Genomic DNA, 20,782 nt, shown 5'->3' with positions numbered 1-20,782 from the left:
CGGCCTCAATCGGCACGCACTGTATGGAGGGTTTTTAGGCGGAGGAATCTTCAGGCGGATTTTAGTCGCGGCAGGGCGGCCCTGCGGCCGGCAGGGGCGCGCTGGCCGCAGCCCTGGTGGATGCAGCTCAGTAGAACTGCTGCCCGGTGCGCGCGGTTTCGATCCTGCGGAACACCTTTTCGCCGCCACTGACCCAGAACCGGTGCCGGAGCGGGGACAGCACGTAGTCATGGCAGCCCACAAAGTCGGTGACCGTCTTGGTGAAGCTGGTCTTGAACATCCCCATACCGTAGAGGTTGTGGGTCTTGTCCTTGATCCGTGCAGCCGGCGGCGTCCCGCAGAAGTCGTATTCGGTGCAGCCGAGCTCCTGCATCCGCTTGATCGCAGTCCACTGGACCAGGTGCGAGTCCCCGTACTGCTTGCGGTTCTGGATGGAACCACCGTCCTTGTAGGTGGCCTTGGCACCGTAGTTGATGACGAACGCGCCGACGCTGGGCTTCCCGTCCTCATAGGTGAAGAAGAAGTTGCCCTGGCCGCGGTTGCAGAACTCGTCCCAGAACCGTGCGTAGTAGTCGTAGCTGCGGAGGGGCATGGAGCCCTTGGCGTTGACGGTGTTGGCCATCAGGTCGTACAGCGCCCGGTAGGTTTCGGGTCCCTGCTCCTGCCGGACCACCTGGCAGCCCTCCCGCTCGGCACGCCGCACTGCATTCCTGGCACGGGAGGAGATGGCTTTGAACACTTCCTCCTCCGTGCCGGAGATGTCCAGCAGGGCGGTGGAGTCGTTGGACTGGATGTTGGGGGCCTTGACCAGGTTGGCTGCCTGCAGTTCCTGCTGCGCGTCCGTGGAGTCGATGATGTCCGGCTCCACCTTGATGGCGAAGACGTTCAGTTTGCTGCTGCGGACGAAGGCCGCGCACGCTTCGAGGGCGGGCCGCAGGTCAGCCGCGTCCGCCAGGTCGGGACCCTTGATGAGGTACCAAAGCCGTCCCAGGACCGGGAAGCGCTTTTCCAGCACCAGGTTGTAGCTGGGATTTCCGCCGCCTTCCATCACCAGGAAGCGGACTTTCCAGCCACTGCCATTCTTGACTGATGCGTAGGCGGCCGACTGCAGCATGTTGCCGCCGTTCGGGTTGGCCGTGACGTGCTTGTCCCAGTTCTCAATTTCCTCGGCTGTGGCAAAACGTGCGGTGAATTCTCGCAAGGGGGCCGTGTCCAATCGGGTTTGTGCGCGGTTTCGGTACTTCTGGATGCGTGCGGACATGCAGCCTCAAGTCTAAAGCCTGATGCGCTCCCGGCCTTTCCCCGGCCCGCCCGGCACTGCGCCCTGCCGCTTGCCTCCGCTGGCTTGACGGGGCTTGGGGCGTTCAACAAGGGTTGGGGTATGAGGCCGGATGGGGAAGAGACAGCCGCGCCTGCGGGTACCGGCAGGCAGCCGTACAGCGCCGGGGTGCAGGTTGCCGCGCTTGCAGGGTTCCTGGTGGCGTCCCTGGTCGTGGCGGCGCTGGGCGGGCTTGCGTCGGCGGCCAATGTCACCGGCTGGTATGCCACGGCGGACAAGGCTCCCTGGTCCCCGCCGAACGGCGTGTTCGGTCCGGTCTGGACTTTCCTGTACACGGCGATGGCGGTCGCGGCATGGCTGGTATGGCGGAAACGGACCAACCGGACCCGCCCGGCCATGTTCGTGTACGCCCTCCAACTGGTCCTCAACCTCGCCTGGACCCCAGCATTTTTTGCCCTGTACCCCACCCTCGGCACGGCAGCCCTGTGGCTGGGGCTGGTGGTCATCCTTGCCCTGATCGCCGCCGTCGCTGTGACGGTTTTGTACTTCGGTCCGATCAGCCGGACTGCCGGGCTGCTCCTGCTCCCCTACATCTCATGGCTGGTGTTCGCCGCAAGCCTGAACTGGTGGGCGGCAGCGCACAACTAGGAGGTCGCTGTCAGCATTCGACGACGTTGACGGCGAGGCCGCCCATGGCGGTTTCCTTGTATTTGGAGGACATGTCTTTGCCGGTTTCGCGCATGGTGATGATGACTTCGTCGAGGGAGACCCGGTGGGTGCCGTCGCCCCAGAGGGCCATTTTCGCGGCGTTGATCGCTTTGGCGGCGGCGATCGCGTTCCGTTCGATGCAGGGGACCTGGACCAGCCCGCCGATCGGGTCACAGGTCAGGCCCAGGTTGTGTTCCATCGCGATCTCGGCCGCGTTTTCCACCTGCGCGGGGGTGCCGCCCATGACCTCGGCCAAACCGGCCGCGGCCATCGAGGACGCGGACCCGACCTCGCCCTGGCAGCCGACCTCGGCCCCGGAGATCGAGGCCTGTTCCTTGTAGAGGACCCCGACGGCGCCGGCGGCGAGCAGGAACCGCACCACCACGCCCTCCCGGTCTTCCTTCGTGGCCTTATCCATGCCGGGGGCGAAGTGGAGCGCGTAGTACAGCACCGCGGGGATGATCCCGGCCGCCCCGTTCGTGGGCGCGGTAACCACCCGGCCGCCCGAGGCGTTCTCCTCGTTCACCGCCAACGCCACCAAGTTAACCCACTCCTGCCAATACCGTGAGTCGTGGAAGTCCCAGTCCTGGAAATCCAGGTCCTGGTTGTCCTCGCCGGGGCGTGCGCATTCCTTCTTCAGCCGGTCGTACCAGTCCGGGGCGCGGCGGCGGACCTTCAACCCGCCCGGCAGCACCCCCTCCCGCTTCAGCGAGGTCTGGACACAGTCGGCCATGACGGACCAGATGTGCAGCAAACCAGCCCGGATCTCTTCCTCGGACCGGGCGGCCTTTTCGTTGACCAGCATCACGTCCGCGATGCCCAGCCCGGTGTTCCGGCAGTGTTCCAGCAGTTCCGCGGCGGTCCGGAACGGCAACGGCAACTCCTGTTTGGACGCGTCCAGTTCCTGCTGCGCGGCGTCCTCCTCGCCCTCGCGGACGATGAACCCGCCACCGACCGAGAAGAACGTCGCCGCGTGCAGCACCTCCCCGCCAGCATCCGTCACCGTGAAGGTCATCCCGTTCGTGTGCCGCGGCAGCACCGTCAACGGCCGCAGCACCATATCCTCCACCCCGTACGGCAGCGGCACGGCACCGGCCAGGTTCAGGGTCCGGGTCTCCGCGATCGAGGCCAGCCGCTCCTCCACTTCCACGGGCAGGATCAACTCAGGATGGAACCCCTCCAACCCCAACAACACCGCGGTCATCGTCCCGTGCCCATGCCCCGTCGCCGCCAGCGAACCATACAAATCCACCCGCAAAGACGCCACGTCAGCCAGGACCCCAAGGCTTTTGAGTTCCTCCGCGAACACAGCAGCAGCCCGCATCGGCCCCACCGTATGAGACGACGACGGACCAATCCCGATCGAAAACAAATCAAAAACGCCAACAGCCATGTGCGTGGTTCCTAACTAAAACTATGATCCGGTGATGGTTGCCGGGCTGGAGCGGGCAGGACATCCTCTGCGTGCTCGGTCGCGAAGACGCCCGCTGAGCGGACGTGACGCTCCCTTAGACGCACGCTGCCGGATGCCCCACCCACTCCGAGCGGACACGGCACCAAAGCGCCCGGCTCCAGTAGGCAACGATCGGGCCGACAACGCTCGCGAGTGCCGGGGAAAGAGAAACACACACGTAGTCCGGTCCCTCCCACACTCTCTCGCCCGGAACGAATAACCCGCACGTAGTCCGCGCCCGCCCGGAAGCTGTGCGACGTCCCTTTGTCCGCCTTTTGCAACTCCCCCGGTCGCAACGTACGCACGAGGGGGCTGCGGAGCCGGACTTTTCGAAAGCCTGCGTCAAAGCGACGAAGGAGCAGCAGGCGTGAAAATGTCCGGTCCGCCGGTCCCGAAGTCGACCACGGCCACCGACGGGCCAAGGCGACCACGGAGAGGCACCTTACTTGACGCGGCGGTAGAACGGGAGGTCGACGACTTCGAAAGGCTCTGCCTTGCCGCGGAGATCAACGTCCAGGGCAGTGCCGGGTGCCGAGTGTTCGACGTCGACATAGGCCATGGCGATGGGGTACCCGAGGGTGGGCGAGGGCTGGCCAGAGGTAACTTCGCCGACGACTGCGCCATCCTTGAGGACAGGGTAGTGCGCGCGGCCGGCGCGGCGGCCCTGGCCCTTGAGGCCTACGAGGCGGCGGCCGGAGGCGCTGCCGGCGCCGGCTTCCTTTTTGGCTGCCAGCGCAGCCTTCCCCACGAAGTCGCCTTCCTTGGAGAGGGCGACGACGGCGCCCAGTCCGGCGGCGAATGGATCGCCCTGCAGCGACAGTTCGTTGCCGTACAGCGGCATGCCGGCTTCGAGGCGGAGGGAGTCGCGGGAGGCGAGCCCGGCGGGGATGAGTTCCCCTTCGTCGGCGATGGCGATCAACGCCTGCCACAGGGCGGGGGCATCGTCGTTGTCCAGGAAGATCTCGAACCCGTCCTCACCGGTGTATCCGGTGCGCGCAAGGAGGAGTTCCTTTCCTGCGCCGCTCACCAGGAAGGAAACCTCGACGGCGGCGTAGTACTTCAACTCCGTCACCAGCGAGTGCTGCGTGGCCGGGACCAGGCGCAGCAGCAGTTCCTGGGCCTTGGGCCCCTGCACCGCGATCAGGGATGTGCGGGCCGACGCATCGTCCACCACAACGTCGAAGTCGGCTGCCCGCTCGGCAAGGGCTGCAGCCACCACGACGGCATTGCCGGCATTGGGCACCACCAGGAAGACGTCGGTACCGTCCTGTGCAGCTGGACGGCGGTAGATGATGAGGTCGTCGATAATCCCGCCGTCCTCATTGCAGATCAGCGAGTACTTCGCTTTTCCCACGGCCATGGCGGAAATCTTGCCCACTAGCGCGTAGTCCAGGAAGGCGGCCGCGTCCGGGCCGGTCACCCAGACCTCACCCATGTGGGAGAGGTCGAACAGGCCCGCAGCTTTACGGACGGCGTGATGTTCGGCCAGTTCCGAGCTGTACTTGAGCGGCATCTGCCAGCCGCCGAAGTCGGTGAAGGATGCGTCCAGCTTCTTGTGTTCGTCGTACAGCGACGTGTAGTTCCCAGTCATGGTCGGCGGGCCTCAGTTCTCGAACTCGGAGAGCGGCGGGCAGGAGCAGATCAGGTTCCGGTCCCCGGCTGCGCCGTCGATGCGGCCCACCGGCGGGAAGTACTTGTCCTGCTTGTTGTGGGCTGGGAAGGCGGCCTGCTCGCGCGGGTAGGCGCGGTCCCAGTCGGAGCTGACGACGGCGGCTGCCGTGTGGGGTGCGCGGCGCAGGGGTGAATCCGCAACGGCAAAGTCGCCGTTGGCCACCTGGTCGATTTCCTTGCGGATGCTGATCATGGCCTCGATGAAGCGGTCGATCTCCGCCAGGTCCTCGGACTCGGTGGGCTCAACCATCAGCGTGCCCGCCACGGGGAAGGACAGGGTGGGGGCGTGGAAGCCGAAGTCGATCAGCCGCTTGGCAACATCCTCCGCCGTGACGCCGGTCCTGGCCGTGAGTTCGCGCAGGTCGAGGATGCACTCGTGGGCAACGAGGCCGCCTTCGCCGGTGTAGAGGACCGGGAAGTACTCGTTGAGCCGGGAGGCGACGTAGTTGGCAGCCAGCAGCGCGGACTTGGTGGCCTCGGTCAGCCCCTCCCCGCCCATCAGTTTCACGTAGGCCCAGGAAATGGGCAGCACGCCGGCCGAACCGAATCGGGAGGCGGAAATCGGCACGTCGGTGGCGCCGGAACCTGCGTTCCAGGTGGTCGCGTCACCGGGCATGAACGGTGCAAGGTGTGCCTTGGCTGCGACGGGGCCGACGCCGGGTCCGCCGCCGCCGTGCGGGATGCAGAAGGTCTTGTGCAGGTTCAAGTGGGACACATCGCCGCCGAACTTGCCCGGCTGGGCGAGCCCAACGAGCGCGTTCAGGTTGGCGCCGTCGATGTAGACCTGGCCGCCGGCGGCGTGCACGGCGTCGCAGACCTCACGGACGTCGCCGTCATAGACGCCGTGGGTGGACGGGTAGGTGATCATGATGCAGGACAGGGCGTCCTTGTTCGCTTCGATCTTGGCCGTCAGGTCGCCGTGGTCGATGGTGCCGTCAGCGGCGGTGGCCACGACGACGACCTTCATGCCGGCCAGCACGGCGGAGGCGGCGTTGGTGCCGTGCGCCGAGGCCGGGATCAGGCAGATGTTGCGCTGCTGGTCGCCGCGGGAGTGGTGGTAGCCGCGGATCGCCAGCAGACCGGCGAGTTCACCCTGCGAGCCGGCATTGGGCTGGATGGACACCTGGTCGTAGCCCGTGATGGCGGTCAGGTCCGCTTCAAGGTCGGCGATCAGTTCACGCCAGCCGGCCGTCTGGGAGTCCGGCGCGAACGGGTGGATGGAGGCGAACTCCGGCCAGGAAATGGCTTCCATCTCGGCCGTGGCGTTCAGCTTCATGGTGCATGAGCCCAGCGGAATCATGGTGCGGTCCAGGGCCAGGTCACGGTCCGAGAGCTTACGGATGTAGCGCAGCAGCTGCGTCTCAGACCGGTGGGTGTTGAACACCGGGTGCTGCAGGTAGTCGGAGGAACGCTCGACGGCGGCCTCCAGCCCGAAGCCCTCGCCGCCGCCAACGGAACTCCCGGAAACGGTGGCGCCAAAGATGTCGCCCACCTGGGCGACGATGGCCGGCGTCGTGGTTTCATCAAGGGCGATGCCCACGGTGTCGGCGTCGATGCTGCGCAGGTTAATGCCCCGGGCCTCGGCGTCGGCGATGACGGCGGCAGCGCGGCCGGGGACGCGGACCGTCAGGGTGTCGAAGAAGCTCGCGTGCAGGACCTCAACACCGGCAGCCGTAAGCGAGGCCGCCAGGGTACGGGCGTGGCTGTGCGCCGTTACGGCAATTGCCTTGAGGCCGTCCGGGCCGTGGTAGACGGCGTACATGGACGCGACGATGGCCAGCAGCGCCTGGGCTGTGCAGATGTTGGACGTGGCCTTCTCGCGGCGGATGTGCTGCTCACGGGTCTGCAGCGCCAGGCGATAGGCGGGAACACCGGCGTCGTCCTTGGAGACACCCACCAGGCGGCCGGGCAGCGAACGCTCCAGGCCCTTGCGGACGGCCATGTAGGCGGCGTGCGGGCCGCCGAAGAACAGCGGCACACCAAAACGCTGGGCGGAACCCACGGCGATGTCGGCGCCCTGCTCGCCCGGAGGAGTGATCAGGGTCAGTGCCAGCAGGTCCGCTGCCACCGTGACCAGGGCGCCGCGCTCCTTGGCGGCACTGATGACTGCGGACTGGTCCCAGACGCGTCCGGAAACGCCGGGCTGCTGCAGCACGATGCCGTTGATGTCGCCTTCGGGCAGGCCCTGGGACAGGTCGGCGACCTCCACCTCGAAGCCCAGCGCCTCGGCGCGGCCCTTCACGATGGCAATGGTCTGGGGCAGGACGTCGGCGTCCAGCACGGTCTTGCCGTCGGCGGCGGGCTTGGCCTTGTTCGCGCGGCGCATCAGGAGCACGGCCTCGGCCACGGCGGTGGCTTCATCCAGCAGCGAGGCGTTGGCGATGGGCAGGCCCACCAGGTCCTGCACCATGGTCTGGAAGTTCAGCAGGGCCTCGAGCCGGCCCTGGGAGATCTCCGGCTGGTAAGGGGTGTAAGCGGTGTACCAGGCCGGGGACTCAAGGATGTTGCGGCGGATCACCGGCGGAGTGACGGTATCGAAGTACCCCTGGCCGATCAGCTGCACGGCCGTCTTGTTCTTCCCGGCAAGCTTCCGAAGCTCCGTGAGGACCTCGACCTCGCTGAGGGCGTCCTGGAGGCGGAGGGCGGTTTCCTGGCGGATGACCTTGGGAACGGCCGTGTCAACCAGGGAATCGACCGTGTCGTAGCCCACGGCTTTGAGCATGGTGTCGACGTCGGCCTGGCGGCGGGCGCCGATATGGCGGTCTACGAAGGTGGTGGAGGCTGGGGTAACCGACACGAAGGAACTCCATTTACTCAGGCGGCGCAGGGTACGCCACAGCTATTCGGGTTCCTCCCCGCTCTGTATTGGACCTGAGAGTTTCCGCGGAGCCTGCCCGGCAGGACCCGCTTGCACCGTCGGTGAGCACGGCAGTTCTTTCGCTCCCCAAGGGAAGAAGGACAACTGCCTGCTGCTTTCCAGAGGCGCCTCGCCGCGGCGGTACAGGGGCCTGCGAGATTCCTGGGGAGGATTTGCTCCTACGGCGCCTGCCTGTACTTCCGGCAGAACTCTCCCGCCGCAGATCAAAGGCTATTCACTTGTTGGCCGTGACGGCCGGTGGCGGCCCTCACAACTCTCCATTGTCCTACGCACCCACCCCTCCCGGCAAATGGCAAATCCTACCTGCGGAGCCGCTCCAGGGCGGCGAGGAGTTCCTCCACGTCAGCGGCGGCTCCCCCCGCCGGCGCGGGGGCCACCGACAGCATTGCGTTGAAGTAGAGGCCATCACCCATATAGAGAACTGCCTTCGCCAAGCCCGGACCGACATCCGCCGCAATCTCGTCCAACCAGCGCTGCTGGATGGCCGCGAACCGGCGCCGTGTCTCCTGATGCGCCACCTCGGCAAGCCTGGTGGCGGCGACGATGGCCCTGTCCAGCGGCGTGTCCGCCCATACCGAGGAACGGATGAAGTACGCCGCCGCGCCTTCATCGGCCGAGGCCATGGCATCGGCGTCTTCCCGGGCAAGGCCCTCCAGTCGGTCCAGCAGCACGGCAATGAGCGCTTCCTTGTTGGGAAAGTGGTAGAGCAGGCCGCCCTTCGACACGCCGGCCTTCCGGGCTACGGCGTCAAGGGTGGCAGCGCGCTCCCCCACCTCGATCAACAGGGACTCGAAGGCATCAAGGACCGCGTCGCGGGCTACAGGCTTTCGGGGCATGCTTCCCATCATGCCCTTCCCCGGGCGGGAAGACGGAACCGGCAGCCATTTCAAACTATACCGTCCGGACGGTATAGTTATTTCATGACGACTTTCACCAGCCCTGCGCCCACAGGCGCGGACAAGAACGCCCCGCGGCAGCCGTGGCGTGACTGGCTGGCGCTGGCCCTGCTGATGTTTCCCGTGCTCCTGGTCGCCGTGGACAACACCGCGCTGACCTTCGCACTGCCGGCCATTGCGCGCGCCCTGGAACCCACCGGGGTGCAGCTGCTCTGGATCGTGGACGCCTATCCCCTGGTACTGGCCGGCCTGCTGGTATCCATGGGGAGCCTCGGCGACCGGATCGGGCGCCGGAGGCTCCTGGTCATGGGCAGCCTCGGCTTCGCCGCGATCTCTGCCGCCACGGCCTTTGCCCCCACACCGGAGTGGCTGATCGCCGGCCGTGCAACCCTGGGCTTCTTCGGGGCCATGCTGATGCCGTCCACGCTGTCGCTGATCCGCAACATCTTTCCCGAGCCCAACCGCCGGCGGCTTGCCGTCGCCATCTGGGCTGCGGGATTCTCCGGCGGCGCGGCCCTGGGACCCATTTTCGGCGGCTGGCTGGTGGAGCACTTTTGGTGGGGTGCGGTCTTCCTTGTAGCGGTCCCCCTCATGATTCCCCTGCTGGTGCTGGCGCCGGCACTGGTCCCGGAGTCGAAGGATCCCGCGCCGGGGAAGGTGGACATCCCGAGCATCCTGCTGTCCATGCTGGTCATGGTGCCCGTGGTGTACGGCATCAAGGCAGTTGCCACGGAAGGGCCGGGCGCAGCAGGTCTGGGGGCGATTGCCTTTGGCCTGGCGATGGGGGCGGTGTTCGTGCAGCGGCAGCGGCGCCTGGAGCACCCGCTGCTGGACATGTCCCTGTTCCGCAACAGGGTATTCAGCATGGCCATTGCCGCCAACATCCTGGCCCTGTTTTCCTTCAACGGGTTCATCCTGTTCCTTGCCCAGCACCTGCAGCTCCTCGAAGGAATGAGCCCCTCCGCGGCAGGAGTTGCCATGGTCCCCGCGCTGGCGGCCACGGTGGTGGCAGGCCTGGTGGTGGTGCCGCTGGTCCGCAAGGTCCGGCCCGGGTACGTGGTGGCTGCGGGGCTGGCGTTCAGCGCTGCAGGCTACAGCATGGTGACGTTCGGAAACCACGACGGCGGCCCGTCGCTGCTGCTGGCAGCCCTCCTGGTCCTGGCGCTGGGCGTGGGCACGGCGGAGACCATCTCCAACGACCTCATCCTGGGTGCCGCCCCGCCGGCAAAGTCAGGGGCCGCCGCGGCGATTTCCGAAACGGGCTACGAGGTGGGCTCACTGCTGGGGACAGCTGTCCTGGGATCCATCCTGACAGCCTCCTACCAGCAAAACCTTCGGCTGCCGGCAGGCCTGGAGGGCACACTGCCCGGGCCTGTCCTGCACAACGCCGGAGAAACACTGGCGGGCGCGGTGGAGGCGGCCAACCTCCTGCCCGCATCGCTCGCTGGAGCGGTCCTGGACGCTGCCGCCGCGGCGTTCGATTCCGGGGTGCACGTGACTGCGGCGATTGGGCTGGTACTGATGGCGGCGGCGGCAGTCCTCGCCGCCGTCGTGCTTCGCAAAGCGCCAAAGGCGGTCTAGTGCCGCCGGGCCGCCTGGAACGGTCCGGGCAACAGAAAGTGCCCGGGGCCGAGGAGGAATCCCCTCGGCACCGGGCGCCCCGTGAAGTGCCCGCTACTTCGAGTCGGCAGCCGTGACCTTGGCGGTTGGCTTCATGTTTTCGGCCTGCACCATCCAGGCGAACTGCTCCAGCCGGGCGATGAACTCATGCAGGAGGTCCGCCGAGGTGGGGTCCTCCTCGTCCACTTCGTCATGGACCTTGCGCATGGTGCCCACGGCCGCCTCCATGGCGGCGACGATCCGCTCGATGGCATCCTCGGTGCTGATCAGCCCTTCAGGGAACTGGGCCAGGCTGGTGGTTTCGGCAACGGTGGAGCTGCGTCCGTCCGGAAGCGCATGCAGGGCCCGCATCCGCTCGGCGGTGTCGTCGGCAAACTGGCGGGCGGCGTCCACGATCTCGTCCAGCTGGAGGTGAAGGTCGCGGAAGTTGGTGCCCACGATGTTCCAGTGCGCCTGCTTTCCCTGGACATGGAGCTCAATCAGGTCTGCAAGGACAGCCTGCAGGTTGTTGGTCAGTGTGGGTGAAGCTTTCATGCATCCTCCTCAAAGTGGTCCAATATGCCAGACGCTACCAGCCGCGGACCCCGCGGCGGCAGCACTTCCGACAATTCATCAGCGAGCTTACTAATTCCGCAAACGAGTCACAAACGAATGTGATTCATATTGCGTCTTGCATCACACGCCGGGCACCCCCATACTAAATGAACGCCATTCATATAGTGACGACCGTCTCACAGCCTTTTCAGAAAGTGGTGCCATGACAGAGACAATCCGCACCAGCACTTCCAAGTCCGGTCCGCATGTCCATGCGCCGGCCGCGGACGGCTTCAGCGACAAGGGCCTCAAGGGCGGGCAGCTCGGGCTCCTCGCCGTCGTCGTCCTGGGCATTTCGACCATTGCCCCCGCCTACACCCTCACCAGCGCGCTGGGCCCCACCGTCAACGAAGCCGGCCTCCAGCTGCCAGTCATCTTCCTGATCGGGTTCATCCCCATGATCCTGGTTTCGCTCTCCTACCGGGAACTCAACGCCGATTCCCCGGACAGCGGCACCACCTTCACCTGGGTGACCAAGGCCTTCGGGCCATGGATCGGGTGGATGGGCGGCTGGGGCCTGCTGGCGGCCAACATCATCGTGCTGTCCAACCTCGCCGGCGTCGCCGTCGACTTCTTCTACCTTTTCCTGTCCCAGCTCACCGGCTCCCCCGAGCTCGCAGACCTGGCGGACAACAAAGCCCTGAACGTGCTCACCTGCTTCGTCTTCGTGGCGCTGGCCGTCTGGGTCAGCTACCGCGGGATGCACACCACCAAGCTGGTGCAGTACAGCCTGGTGGGCTTCCAACTGCTGGTCCTGGGCCTGTTCGTGGGCTTGGCCTTTGCCAACTGGTCCACCTCTGAAACGGCCATCCCGTTCAGCTGGGACTGGTTCGACGTGACCAAGATCGAGACCTTCGGCCAGGTTGCCGCGGGCATCTCCCTGTCGATCTTCGTCTACTGGGGCTGGGACGTCTGCCTCACCGTCAACGAGGAGACGGCCAACGGTAAGAAGACCGCCGGCGTGGCAGGAACGCTGACGGCTGTCATCGTCCTTGCCATCTACCTCCTGGTCAGCATCGCCACCATGATGTTCGCAGGCGTTGGCGATACCGGCAACGGCCTGAACAACGCCGAGAACCACGAGAACATCTTCACCGCACTGGCCTCCCCCATCATGGGTCCCTTCGCCATCCTGATGTCCCTCGCCGTACTCTCCAGCTCCGCTGCATCCCTGCAGTCCACGTTCATGTCACCGTCCCGGAGCCTGCTGGCCATGGCGCACTACGGTGCGCTGCCGGAGCCCTTCAGCCGGATCAGCAGGAAGTTCGCGACGCCGGGCTTCGCCACCATCGCGGCCGGCATCATCTCCGCGGGCTTCTACGCCGTGATGCACGTGGTCAGCGAGAACGTCCTGAACGACACCATCCTGGCCCTGGGCCTGATGATCTGCTTCTACTACGGCCTCACAGCGCTTGCCTGCACCTGGTACTTCCGCCACAGCCTGTTCAACAGCGCACGCCACTTCCTGTTCCGGCTGGTGTGCCCGGTGGTGGGCGGCGTGGGCCTGTTCGTGGTGTTCTTCCAGACCGCCGTGGACAGCCTGGCCCCGGAATTCGGCAGCGGTTCGGAGGTCTTCGGCGTGGGCTTGGTGTTCATCCTGGGCATCGGCATCCTGGCCCTGGGCGGCGTCGTCATGCTGGTCATGTCCCGCACCCACCCCGGCTTCTTCCGCGGTGAAACCCTGAAGCGCGATACTCCCGCCCTCGTGGTTCCGGAGTAAGGACAGCGCAGAAAAGGTGCCGTGCCCCGTCAGGGGCGCGGCACCTTTTTGGTTTTACGACGACGGATCGGTCACCAATAGTGCGCCACGTCGATCACCACGCGGGAGCCGGAACCCGGACCGTCAAGGGTGAAGACCCGGAACGGAAGGCGGGCGCGGACGCCCAGGCCCAGGCTGGTGTACCCTTCGAAGCTTCCTGCAGAGACGACCTGGCGGAAGGTCTGGTAGCCGGAAACGTTGCTGAGTTCGTTCCTGTCCGCGGGGTTGTAGGTGGCGTTGCCGTTCTCGTCGTAGGAGGGCGCCTTGATGCTGATGTGCAGGCGCGCACCACCCCGCACCGGAATGGGAAGCCCCGAGCCCTCCTGCTCAATCCGCGGCACGTACTGAACGGTGTAGGCGACGGCAGGGCCGTTGAGGTCAACCACCAGCCGGTCGAAGCAGTAGTGCCGCCCCGTGCGGACATTGGTGACGGATGCGGTACCGGTGTCCTGCCCGGATTTCGCCAGCGAGCCCCAGGTGAGCCCGCAGTAGGGAGCCGCCGAGGCAGGTCCCTGGACTACGATTCCCAGCCCTACAGCCAGCATGAGGGCTGCGAGCCAGATGGAGAACTTTTTCATTGCTGTGCCATCCAGGATTCAAAGCCATTGGATGCTTCCAGCGTAGGAGTGTTCCTCCCCGGAGACGAGGGGTCATTTTGATAACGACGGCGGCCGCAGATCAACGGCTCCAAAAAGAAACTCAGGACAAGAAAGCACCGGCCACCCCAGGGGCGGCCGGTGCAGGAAAAACCAGGAAAAAGTCTTAGCCTTCGCAGTCGCGGCAGTACTTCAGGCCGTTCTTTTCACGTGCAACCTGTGACCGGTGGCGGACCAGGAAGCACGACGAGCAGGTGAACTCGTCGGACTGCTCGGGAACCACAATAACGGTCAGTTCCTCGTTGGACAGGTCGGCGCCGGGCAGGTCGATACCTTCAGCGGTGTCGTTTTCGTCAACATCGATAACCGCCGTCTGCGCGTTGCCGCTCCGTGACGCCTGGAGGGCCTCGAGAGAGTCAGCGGGCGACTCTTCTTCCTGCTTGCGTGGAGCATCGTAATCGGTAGCCATAGCGTGTTCACTTTCGTTGCTGCGCAGCGCCATTTCAGGCACCTCAGTGAAGCAGTTTAGGGCATTACAACGCTAGTGGCGCAATAGTGTGCTCAACCAGACATAGCGCTGGTTTCGGCCCCTGCTGCCGCATGCTCGGAGCGGGCGTGATCCGCTCCCGCGGACACCCCGCTCAGTGCCGGCAGCCAGCCCCAGCGGGTGGCGTCAGCCATAGCGCCTGTGGCCTGGGACTCGGATTCATACGTGAACGTGTCCAGCAGCCAGTCGCGGAGCCGGATAAGCAGGGTTGCCGTCATGCCTGCCAACGTACGCAGCGATTGTTGTGGCCACGTTTCGTGTAAGTCTCCCCCGGATTAAATCGGCTGCCGGAAGCTCAGGAGGGCGGAGCGGTGCTGCTGCGCAGGACGAGTTCGGGCTCCACCACCAGGGTCTGCAGCCCGTCCATACCGTCCAGTGCCTTGAGCATCATGTCCATGCACCGCCGGCCCAGTTCTTCGAAGTCCTGCCGGACCACCGTCAGCGGCGGGCTGAAATAGCCGGCTTCGGGCTGGTCGTCGAAGCCCACCACGGATATGTCCTCCGGTACCTTGATGCCCGCCTCATTCAAGGCACGCAGGACCCCCAGCGCCATCTGGTCGTTGCCCACAAACAGCGCAGTGGCACGTCGGGTGGCTGCCACTTGCCGGCCAATGGCATAACCGCTCCCGGCGCTCCAGTCCCCCTCGATCATGAGATCGGCCTCGAGACCGGCCGCGTCCAGGGTGCACCGCCAGCCGTCCGCGCGCGCCACCGCATCAATCCAGTCCTGGGGCCCGGCCACGTGTCCGATGCGGACATGGCCCTGCCCGATGAGGTGCCGCACGGCCAGTTCGGCCCCCCGGCGCTGGTCCACCTTGACCCCGCCAACAGCGTCGTTTCCTGTGGTCCCCACGGCCACCACAGGCACTCCAAGGGGCAGTTCCGCGAGGGCGGCGGGCATCTCAAGGTGCGGAACAATCACCACGATGCCTTCCACCGACTGGTCCAGGAAATGCCGGACGGCAGCCAGGATCGCATCGCGGTTGACCTCCCGCAGGGCAGCGACGCTGACGAAGTACCCGGCGTCCCGTGCGGCGCGTTCCACCCCCAGCAAAGTGTTGGCAGGCCCGTACTGCGAGAGTTCGCTGGCCAGCACCCCGATGGTCTGCGAGCGCCGGGTGACCAGGCTCCGGGCAGCGGAGTTGCGGCGGTAGCCCAGCTGGGCAATCGCCGCCTCCACCCTCTCACGGGTCCCCGCGCTCACATTCGGGTGGCAGTTGACTACCCGGGACACTGTCTGGTGCGAGACGCCGGCCAGCTCCGCCACGTCCTCAAGCCTCGGCCGCCGCACCATGCGTGGTCAGATCCCCCCGGCCAGCTTGTAGTAGGCGGCGTTCCAGTTCAGGTCTTTCTTGAACTGGCGGATGGTGGTGCCTTCGTCGATGGTGAGCAGTTCGGTCCTGGCGATTTCCGCGAAGTCCTCGAACACATCCATCCCCACCTGGGTGGAGAGGACGGTGTGGTGCGCGGCGCCGGCGGTGAGCCAGGCGGCGGCGGAGGTGGCGAAGTCCGGCTTGGGCTGCCACAGGGCACGGGCCACGGGCAGGTTGGGCAGCGGCTGGTCAAGGGGAACGACGTCGACGGCGTTGGCCACCAGGCGGAATCGGTCCCGCATGTCCGACAGGGCGACGACGACGCCCGGGGAGGCGTCAGCGTCGAACACCAGGCGAACGGGGTCTTCCTTTCCGCCGATGCCCAGCGGGTGGATTTCCAGGTGCGGTTTCTGCGCGGTCAGGGAGGGGCAGACCTCCAGCATGTGGGCGCCCAGGATCTTCTCGGAGCCCGGTTCCAGGTGGTAGGTGTAGTCCTCCATCAGGGAGGCACCGCCGGGCAGGCCGGCACCCATCACCTTGGCGGCGCGGACCAGGATGGCGGTCTTCCAGTCGCCTTCGGCGCCGAAGCCGTAACCGGCGGCCATGAGCCGCTGCACCGCCAGTCCGGGCAGCTGGCGGAGCGCACCCAGGTCCTCGAAGGACGTGGTGAATGCCGCGGACCCGTTGCCCTCCAGGAAGCTGCGCAATCCCAGTTCAATCCGGGCGCCGTACCGCAGCGATTCGTGCCGGGCCGCGCCTGCGCGGAGCTCCGGCACCACGTCATAAAGGTCCTCGTATTCCGCCACCAGGGCGTCGACGTCGGACTCTGCAGCGCCGTGCACGGCGTCGGCGAGTTCGTTCACGGACCAGGTGTTTACCGCGACGCCGAACCGCAGCTCGGCCTCCGTCTTGTCGCCCTCGGTGACGGCCACGTTGCGCATGTTGTCCCCGAAGCGCGTCAGCCGCAGGGTCCGGACGGCAGCCCAGCCGGCGGCGGCGCGCTGCCAGGAACCGACCTGGCGGGCGACCTCGGGGTTGGAGACGTGCCCGACGACCGTCTTCCGGGCAATGCCCAGGCGTGACTGGATGTAGCCGAACTCGCGGTCGCCATGCGCGGCCTGGTTCAGGTTCATGAAGTCGAAGTCGATGTCCGCCCAGGGCAGGTCGCGGTTGGCCTGCGTATGCAGGTGCAGCAGGGGCTTGCGCAGCAGGTCCAGGCCCTGGATCCACATTTTGGCGGGGCTGAAGGTGTGCATCCAGGCAGTCACGCCGATCACGGAATCGTCCGAGTTCGCTTCCAGCGCGGTGCGGCGGATGGCGTCCGAATCGGTGAGGACCGGCTTCCACACGATCCGCACCGGCACCGCGGAGGATGCGTTGAGCTGGTTGGCAATCTCCTGTGACTGGGCAGCTACCTGCTTGAGGACCTCCTCGCCGTAGAGGTGCTGGCTGCCGGTGAGGAACCAGACCTCGTAGCCGTCGAGGGAGGTGTTTGCTGCGGTGCTCATGGATTCTCCTGGAAAGTCGGTTCTTGGCCTACTGGCCGTACACGTTCTGGTAGCGGGCGTAGAGGGAGTCGATGTGGTCCTGCTTGATGGGCAGCGGTTCACCGAGTTGCCGGGAAATATGCACGGTCCGCGCAACTTCCTCGCACATGACGGCTGCCTTCACGGCGGACCGGGCATCCTTGCCGATGGTGAACGGGCCGTGGTTCTGCATCAGGACCGCGGGCGAGTTGGAGTTCTTCAGCGTCTCCACGATCCCCTGGCCGATCGAGTCATCGCCGATCAGCGCGAACGGTCCCACCGGAATCTCACCGCCGAACTCGTCACCCATCATGGTCAGCACGCACGGGATGGCTTCTCCCCTGGCGGACCAGGCGGTGGCGTAGGTGGAGTGGGTGTGCACCACCCCGCCCACGTCGGGCATGTGCCGGTACACGTAGGCATGGGCGGCCGTGTCCGAGGACGGCGACAGCGGCGGGTTGCCCCAATCCACGGTCCCGCCACCACCGACGTTGGTGCCCCGAACCGGGGTGCCGTGCAGGTCGGTCACAATCATCTGCTCCGGGGTCAGCTCCTGGTAGGAGACGCCGGAGGGCTTGATGACCATGAGGTCTGTTCCCGGTACACGGGCCGAAACGTTGCCTGCGGTCCACACCACCAGTTCATACCTGGTGAGCTCGGCGTGCAGGGCGCAGACTTCCTCCCGGATCCGGGCGATGGTTTGCAGGATCGCCGAAGTTACACCGGTACCGGCGGTCATGCGGACACCTCCACAGCGGTAGCTGACAGGTTGCCAGTCCCCGGCAGCCCAGTCCGCGCCGCCTTGCGCTGGATGGCTTTGAGCCGGTGCATGACGTCATTGCTGCCGCGGCCGAAGTAGTCGTGCAGCGTCCTGTACTCCTGGAACAGTTCGTCGTACGCGGCGACGTTCTCCGGGATGGGGGTGTACACCTCCCCGGGTTCGGCGCCCATGGCGTCGGCGGCTTCGCGGATGTCCGCATACACGCCCGCGGCCACGGCAGCGTGGATGGCCGAGCCCAGCGCAGGTCCCTGCTCCGAGCCGATGGTGGACAGCTGCAGGCCGGTGGCGTCCGCGTAGATCTGCATCAGGAGTCTGTTCTTGAGCAGGCCGCCGGCCACGATGAATTCCTTGACCGGGACACCGGCGTCGCGGAAGGCGTCCACGATGGTGCGGGTCCCGAAAGCAGTGGCTTCAAGCAGCGCCCGGTACGTGTCCTCCGGCCTGGTAGCCAGCGTCTGGCCCACCACGATCCCGGAGAGCTCATGATCCACCAGGACCGAACGGTTGCCCGAGTGCCAGTCGAGGGCGATCAGGCCGTGCTCCCCGATGGCCTGCCGCGAGGCGAGTTCGGTGAGGTACTCGTGGATGCCCAGGCCCGCATCCTTGGCAGCCTGGTGGTATTCGGGCGGGACGCCGTACTTGGTGAACCAGCCAAAGATGTCCCCCACGCCGGACTGGCCGGCCTCATAGCCCCAGAGGCCGGGCACGATCCCGCCGTCCACTGCCCCGCACATCCCGGGCACTTCGCGGAGTTCGGTGCCGTTCATGACGTGGCAGGTGGAGGTGCCCATGATGGCCACCAGCTGGCCGGAGTCCACGGCCTTGGCAGCCGGGGCCGTGACGTGCGCGTCAACGTTTCCCACGGCCACGGCGATGCCCTCCGGCAGTCCGGTCCAGGCAGCAGCCTCGGCGGTAAGGGTGCCCGCGGCATCCCCCAGCCGACCGATGGTGTGCTCCAGCTTGGAGCTGACAAAGTCCTTGAAGTCCGGGTTCAGGGCCGCCAGGAAGTCCTCGGACGGATACCGGCCATCCTGGTAGATGCCCTTGTAGCCGGCAGTGCAGGCATTGCGGACGTACCGGCTGCACAGCTGCCATACGATCCAGTCGGCCGCCTCCACCCAGTGGTCCATGGCGGCGTAGGCTTCCGGGTCCTCTTCCAGCAGCTGCAGGCCCTTGGCGAACTCCCATTCGGAGGAGATCAGTCCCCCGTAGCGTGGAAGCCAGTCCTCGCCCCGGTCGGCAGCGAGCCGGTTGATCCGGTCAGCCTGCCCCTGCGCTGCGTGGTGGCGCCAGAGCTTCACATAGGCGTGCGGCCGGTTGGCGAAGCCGGGCAGTTCGTTCAGGGGGGTGCCGTCAGCCTTGACCGGCACCATGGTGCACGCGGTGAAGTCTGTGGCGATGCCGACGACGGCGGCAGGGTCGATCCCCGCGTCCGCCACTGCGGCGGGGACCGCCTTGCGCAGGACTTCCCGGTAGTCATTGGGCACCTGAAGTGCCCATTCACCGGGAAGCCTTGCGGGACGTCCGCCGGATTCGGCGCCCGCCGTGTCTTCGGGCAGTGAATCGGTGACCACCGCGTGCGGGTACTCGTGGACGGCGCTGCCGAGTTCCCTGCCGTCGCGGACCCGCACCACCACGGCACGGCCCGAAAGGGTGCCGTAGTCCACCCCGATGACGTAGTGGTCTTGGCGGGAGTCGGAGCTGGAAGTGAACAACGTTTCTGGCATGGGTGGCCTCCGTCCGGGAGGCGGGAGGCCTCATTACCGGGTTTGTAGGGGTCGGGGTCAAGCTAGGTGCTGCAGCAAGTGTGAACGCTAACAAGAAAGAAGTCAATGGAACCGAAAAAGTTGCGAAATTTCGATGGCTTGCTCTTGTTAGCGTTCACAAAGCGGTCTATATTGAACCGACACATCAACAATGTGACCAGGACCAGGAAGCGTCGGTGCTGCCTGTCCAACAACACTTCGCGGCAATGCTGCCGCGGAAGGAGAAAATGGTGAGAATCAAAAAACTCATGGGCGCGGTGGCCCTTGTCCTCGCCCTGACGGTGGGCGCCACCGGCTGTGGCTCCCGGGGCGGAGCCGCCACCGAATCCGGCGGTGCCGCCAAGCCCGGCGATTCACTGGTCGGGATCTCGATGCCCACCCAGACCTCCGAACGGTGGATTGCCGATGGCGCCAACGTCGAGAAGTCGCTGAAGGACCTCGGCTACAAGACAGACCTTCAGTTCGCCAATGACGACATCCCCACGCAGGTGTCGCAGATCGAAAACATGCTGACCAAGGGCGCCAAGGCCCTGATCATCGCCGCGATTGACGGCACCACCCTGACCGACGTCCTGGCCAAGGCCAAGGACCAGAACGTCAAGGTCATCGCGTACGACCGCCTGATCAACGGCACCCCGAACGTGGACTACTACACCACGTTCGACAACTACACCGTGGGTGTGCAGCAGGCCACCTCACTGCTGACGGGCCTGGGCCTCCTGGACGCCAGCGGCAAGAAGGTTGACGGCAAGGGGCCGTTCAACATCGAGCTTTTCGCCGGCAGCCCCGACGATAACAACGCCAACTTCTTCTGGAGCGGCGCCATGGACACCCTGAAGCCGTACATGGACGCCGGCACCCTGAAGGTCCCCAGTGGCCAGACCAAGTTTGAGCAGGCCGCGATCCTTCGCTGGCAGGCACCGGTGGCGCAGAAGCGCATGGAGGACATCATCACCTCCGCCTACAGCTCGGGCACCAAGCTGAACGGCGTCCTCTCCCCGTACGACGGCCTGTCCATCGGCATCCTCTCCGCCCTCACCAGCACCGGCGGCTACGCCAAGGGCAGCCTGCCCGTGGTCACCGGCCAGGACGCCGAAAAGGGTTCCGTCAAGTCCATCATCGCCGGCGAGCAGTACTCCACCATCTTCAAGGACACCCGCCAGCTCGGCGCGCAGGCCGTCAAGATGGTCGATTCGGTCCTCAAGGGCCAGGAGCCGGAAACCAACGACACCAAGACCTACAACAACAAGGTCAAGGTTGTCCCGGCGTTCCTGCTGAAGTCCGTGATCATCACCAAGGACAACTACAAGAAGGAACTGATCGACTCGGGTTACTACACCGACGCCGACGTCAAGTAGTCAGCGTCAGGGGGCTGTGGCCTGGGTATCCGTCCCG

At 65.9% G+C, this 20,782-nt stretch carries 17 protein-coding genes and 1 riboswitch; of the genes, 4 read left to right on the top strand and 13 right to left on the bottom strand.

The genetic code is table 11. From position 1 onward, the window contains the following. Window positions 1–127 precede the first annotated feature (127 nt). Entirely contained in the window at window positions 128–1,261 is a 1,134-nt protein-coding gene (locus ACETK3_RS06230; protein ID WP_237429870.1) for a peptidoglycan bridge formation glycyltransferase FemA/FemB family protein, read from the bottom strand. Between the two features lie 120 nt (window positions 1,262–1,381). Here ACETK3_RS06230 and ACETK3_RS06225 point away from each other — a divergent pair, with 120 nt between their 5' ends. Beyond that, window positions 1,382–1,927: a TspO/MBR family protein gene (locus tag ACETK3_RS06225; protein WP_237429869.1), complete on the top strand. Its 546-nt coding sequence runs from the start codon at window positions 1,382–1,384 to the stop codon at window positions 1,925–1,927. Between the two features lie 10 nt (window positions 1,928–1,937). Here the strand turns inward: ACETK3_RS06225 and ACETK3_RS06220 are convergent, their stop codons facing one another. The 4 genes from ACETK3_RS06220 to ACETK3_RS06205 form a co-directional block, all read right to left on the bottom strand. Then, entirely contained in the window at window positions 1,938–3,380 is a 1,443-nt protein-coding gene (locus ACETK3_RS06220) for an L-serine ammonia-lyase (RefSeq protein WP_237429680.1), read from the bottom strand. Window positions 3,381–3,882: 502 nt separating this feature from the next. Next, on the bottom strand, window positions 3,883–5,031 hold the full coding sequence (gene gcvT / locus ACETK3_RS06215) for a glycine cleavage system aminomethyltransferase GcvT (RefSeq protein ID WP_237429868.1): 1,149 nt from the start codon (window positions 5,029–5,031) through the stop codon (window positions 3,883–3,885). 12 nt (window positions 5,032–5,043) lie between these two features. Next, window positions 5,044–7,908: an aminomethyl-transferring glycine dehydrogenase gene (gene gcvP / locus ACETK3_RS06210; RefSeq protein WP_237429867.1), complete on the bottom strand. Its 2,865-nt coding sequence runs from the start codon at window positions 7,906–7,908 to the stop codon at window positions 5,044–5,046. Between the two features lie 189 nt (window positions 7,909–8,097). Beyond that, window positions 8,098–8,195, bottom strand: a riboswitch (glycine riboswitch). 93 nt (window positions 8,196–8,288) lie between these two features. Continuing rightward, window positions 8,289–8,825, bottom strand: coding sequence for a TetR/AcrR family transcriptional regulator (locus ACETK3_RS06205; RefSeq protein WP_237429866.1), 537 nt, complete (start codon window positions 8,823–8,825; stop codon window positions 8,289–8,291). 84 nt (window positions 8,826–8,909) lie between these two features. Between ACETK3_RS06205 and ACETK3_RS06200 the strand changes: the two genes are divergently transcribed. After that, on the top strand, window positions 8,910–10,466 hold the full coding sequence (locus tag ACETK3_RS06200; RefSeq protein ID WP_236801144.1) for an MFS transporter: 1,557 nt from the start codon (window positions 8,910–8,912) through the stop codon (window positions 10,464–10,466). Window positions 10,467–10,559: 93 nt separating this feature from the next. On the opposite strand, the gene ACETK3_RS06195 is transcribed toward ACETK3_RS06200, so the two are convergent. Then, entirely contained in the window at window positions 10,560–11,039 is a 480-nt protein-coding gene (locus ACETK3_RS06195) for a Dps family protein (RefSeq protein ID WP_142131093.1), read from the bottom strand. A gap of 223 nt (window positions 11,040–11,262) precedes the next feature. Here ACETK3_RS06195 and ACETK3_RS06190 point away from each other — a divergent pair, with 223 nt between their 5' ends. Next, window positions 11,263–12,819 carry an APC family permease gene (locus tag ACETK3_RS06190; RefSeq protein ID WP_236801142.1) on the top strand — a complete coding sequence of 519 codons (1,557 nt, stop codon included), beginning with the start codon at window positions 11,263–11,265 and terminating at the stop codon, window positions 12,817–12,819. Between the two features lie 71 nt (window positions 12,820–12,890). Here ACETK3_RS06190 and ACETK3_RS06185 read toward each other — a convergent pair whose 3' ends face one another. From ACETK3_RS06185 to araB, 7 genes are all read right to left on the bottom strand, one after another. Further along, window positions 12,891–13,436 (bottom strand): hypothetical protein, encoded by a 546-nt coding sequence (locus ACETK3_RS06185; RefSeq protein WP_236821317.1) that lies wholly within the window; start codon window positions 13,434–13,436, stop codon window positions 12,891–12,893. Window positions 13,437–13,620: 184 nt separating this feature from the next. After that, the gene (locus ACETK3_RS06180; RefSeq protein WP_142131097.1) at window positions 13,621–13,923 is read right to left on the bottom strand and encodes a DUF4193 domain-containing protein; all 303 of its coding nucleotides are present in this window, start codon (window positions 13,921–13,923) and stop codon (window positions 13,621–13,623) included. Window positions 13,924–14,015: 92 nt separating this feature from the next. Then, entirely contained in the window at window positions 14,016–14,219 is a 204-nt protein-coding gene (locus tag ACETK3_RS06175; RefSeq protein WP_237429865.1) for a hypothetical protein, read from the bottom strand. Between the two features lie 77 nt (window positions 14,220–14,296). Then, on the bottom strand, window positions 14,297–15,295 hold the full coding sequence (locus tag ACETK3_RS06170; RefSeq protein WP_237429864.1) for a LacI family DNA-binding transcriptional regulator: 999 nt from the start codon (window positions 15,293–15,295) through the stop codon (window positions 14,297–14,299). Window positions 15,296–15,301: 6 nt separating this feature from the next. Further along, window positions 15,302–16,822 (bottom strand): L-arabinose isomerase, encoded by a 1,521-nt coding sequence (araA, locus tag ACETK3_RS06165; protein WP_237429863.1) that lies wholly within the window; start codon window positions 16,820–16,822, stop codon window positions 15,302–15,304. Window positions 16,823–16,850: 28 nt separating this feature from the next. Beyond that, entirely contained in the window at window positions 16,851–17,579 is a 729-nt protein-coding gene (locus tag ACETK3_RS06160) for an L-ribulose-5-phosphate 4-epimerase (RefSeq protein ID WP_306970371.1), read from the bottom strand. Next, window positions 17,576–19,348: a ribulokinase gene (gene araB / locus ACETK3_RS06155; RefSeq protein WP_237429861.1), complete on the bottom strand. Its 1,773-nt coding sequence runs from the start codon at window positions 19,346–19,348 to the stop codon at window positions 17,576–17,578. Before araB ends, ACETK3_RS06160 begins: the two co-directional genes overlap by 4 nt. Before the next feature lie 266 nt (window positions 19,349–19,614). On the opposite strand from araB, the gene chvE reads away from it, so the two are divergent. After that, a complete protein-coding gene (chvE, locus tag ACETK3_RS06150) occupies window positions 19,615–20,745 on the top strand; it encodes a multiple monosaccharide ABC transporter substrate-binding protein (RefSeq protein ID WP_373462192.1) in 1,131 nt (376 codons plus the stop codon). Window positions 20,746–20,782 lie beyond the last annotated feature (37 nt).

Origin of the sequence: Arthrobacter sp. E44, assembly GCF_041877125.1 — a bacterium.
Classification (GTDB): Bacteria; Actinomycetota; Actinomycetes; order Actinomycetales; family Micrococcaceae; genus Arthrobacter.
The sequence above is the reverse complement of the archived record's forward strand: the minus strand, read 5'-3'. Positions and strand labels throughout refer to the sequence as shown.

Bases quoted from the DNA above. Each gene is read 5' to 3' on its own strand.
- ACETK3_RS06180 (WP_142131097.1), bottom strand. From the start codon at position 13,923: ATGGCTACCGATTACGATGCTCCACGCAAGCAGGAAGAAGAGTCGCCC.
- ACETK3_RS06200 (WP_236801144.1), top strand. From the start codon at position 8,910: ATGACGACTTTCACCAGCCCTGCGCCCACAGGCGCGGACAAGAACGCC.
- ACETK3_RS06225 (WP_237429869.1), top strand. From the start codon at position 1,382: ATGAGGCCGGATGGGGAAGAGACAGCCGCGCCTGCGGGTACCGGCAGG.
- ACETK3_RS06190 (WP_236801142.1), top strand. From the start codon at position 11,263: ATGACAGAGACAATCCGCACCAGCACTTCCAAGTCCGGTCCGCATGTC.
- chvE (WP_373462192.1), top strand. From the start codon at position 19,615: ATGGTGAGAATCAAAAAACTCATGGGCGCGGTGGCCCTTGTCCTCGCC.
- ACETK3_RS06230 (WP_237429870.1), bottom strand. From the start codon at position 1,261: ATGTCCGCACGCATCCAGAAGTACCGAAACCGCGCACAAACCCGATTG.
- ACETK3_RS06195 (WP_142131093.1), bottom strand. From the start codon at position 11,039: ATGAAAGCTTCACCCACACTGACCAACAACCTGCAGGCTGTCCTTGCA.
- araB (WP_237429861.1), bottom strand. From the start codon at position 19,348: ATGCCAGAAACGTTGTTCACTTCCAGCTCCGACTCCCGCCAAGACCAC.
- gcvT (WP_237429868.1), bottom strand. From the start codon at position 5,031: ATGACTGGGAACTACACGTCGCTGTACGACGAACACAAGAAGCTGGAC.
- araA (WP_237429863.1), bottom strand. From the start codon at position 16,822: ATGAGCACCGCAGCAAACACCTCCCTCGACGGCTACGAGGTCTGGTTC.
- ACETK3_RS06185 (WP_236821317.1), bottom strand. From the start codon at position 13,436: ATGAAAAAGTTCTCCATCTGGCTCGCAGCCCTCATGCTGGCTGTAGGG.
- ACETK3_RS06220 (WP_237429680.1), bottom strand. From the start codon at position 3,380: ATGGCTGTTGGCGTTTTTGATTTGTTTTCGATCGGGATTGGTCCGTCG.
- ACETK3_RS06170 (WP_237429864.1), bottom strand. From the start codon at position 15,295: ATGGTGCGGCGGCCGAGGCTTGAGGACGTGGCGGAGCTGGCCGGCGTC.
- ACETK3_RS06205 (WP_237429866.1), bottom strand. From the start codon at position 8,825: ATGCCCCGAAAGCCTGTAGCCCGCGACGCGGTCCTTGATGCCTTCGAG.
- ACETK3_RS06175 (WP_237429865.1), bottom strand. From the start codon at position 14,219: ATGACGGCAACCCTGCTTATCCGGCTCCGCGACTGGCTGCTGGACACG.
- ACETK3_RS06160 (WP_306970371.1), bottom strand. From the start codon at position 17,579: ATGACCGCCGGTACCGGTGTAACTTCGGCGATCCTGCAAACCATCGCC.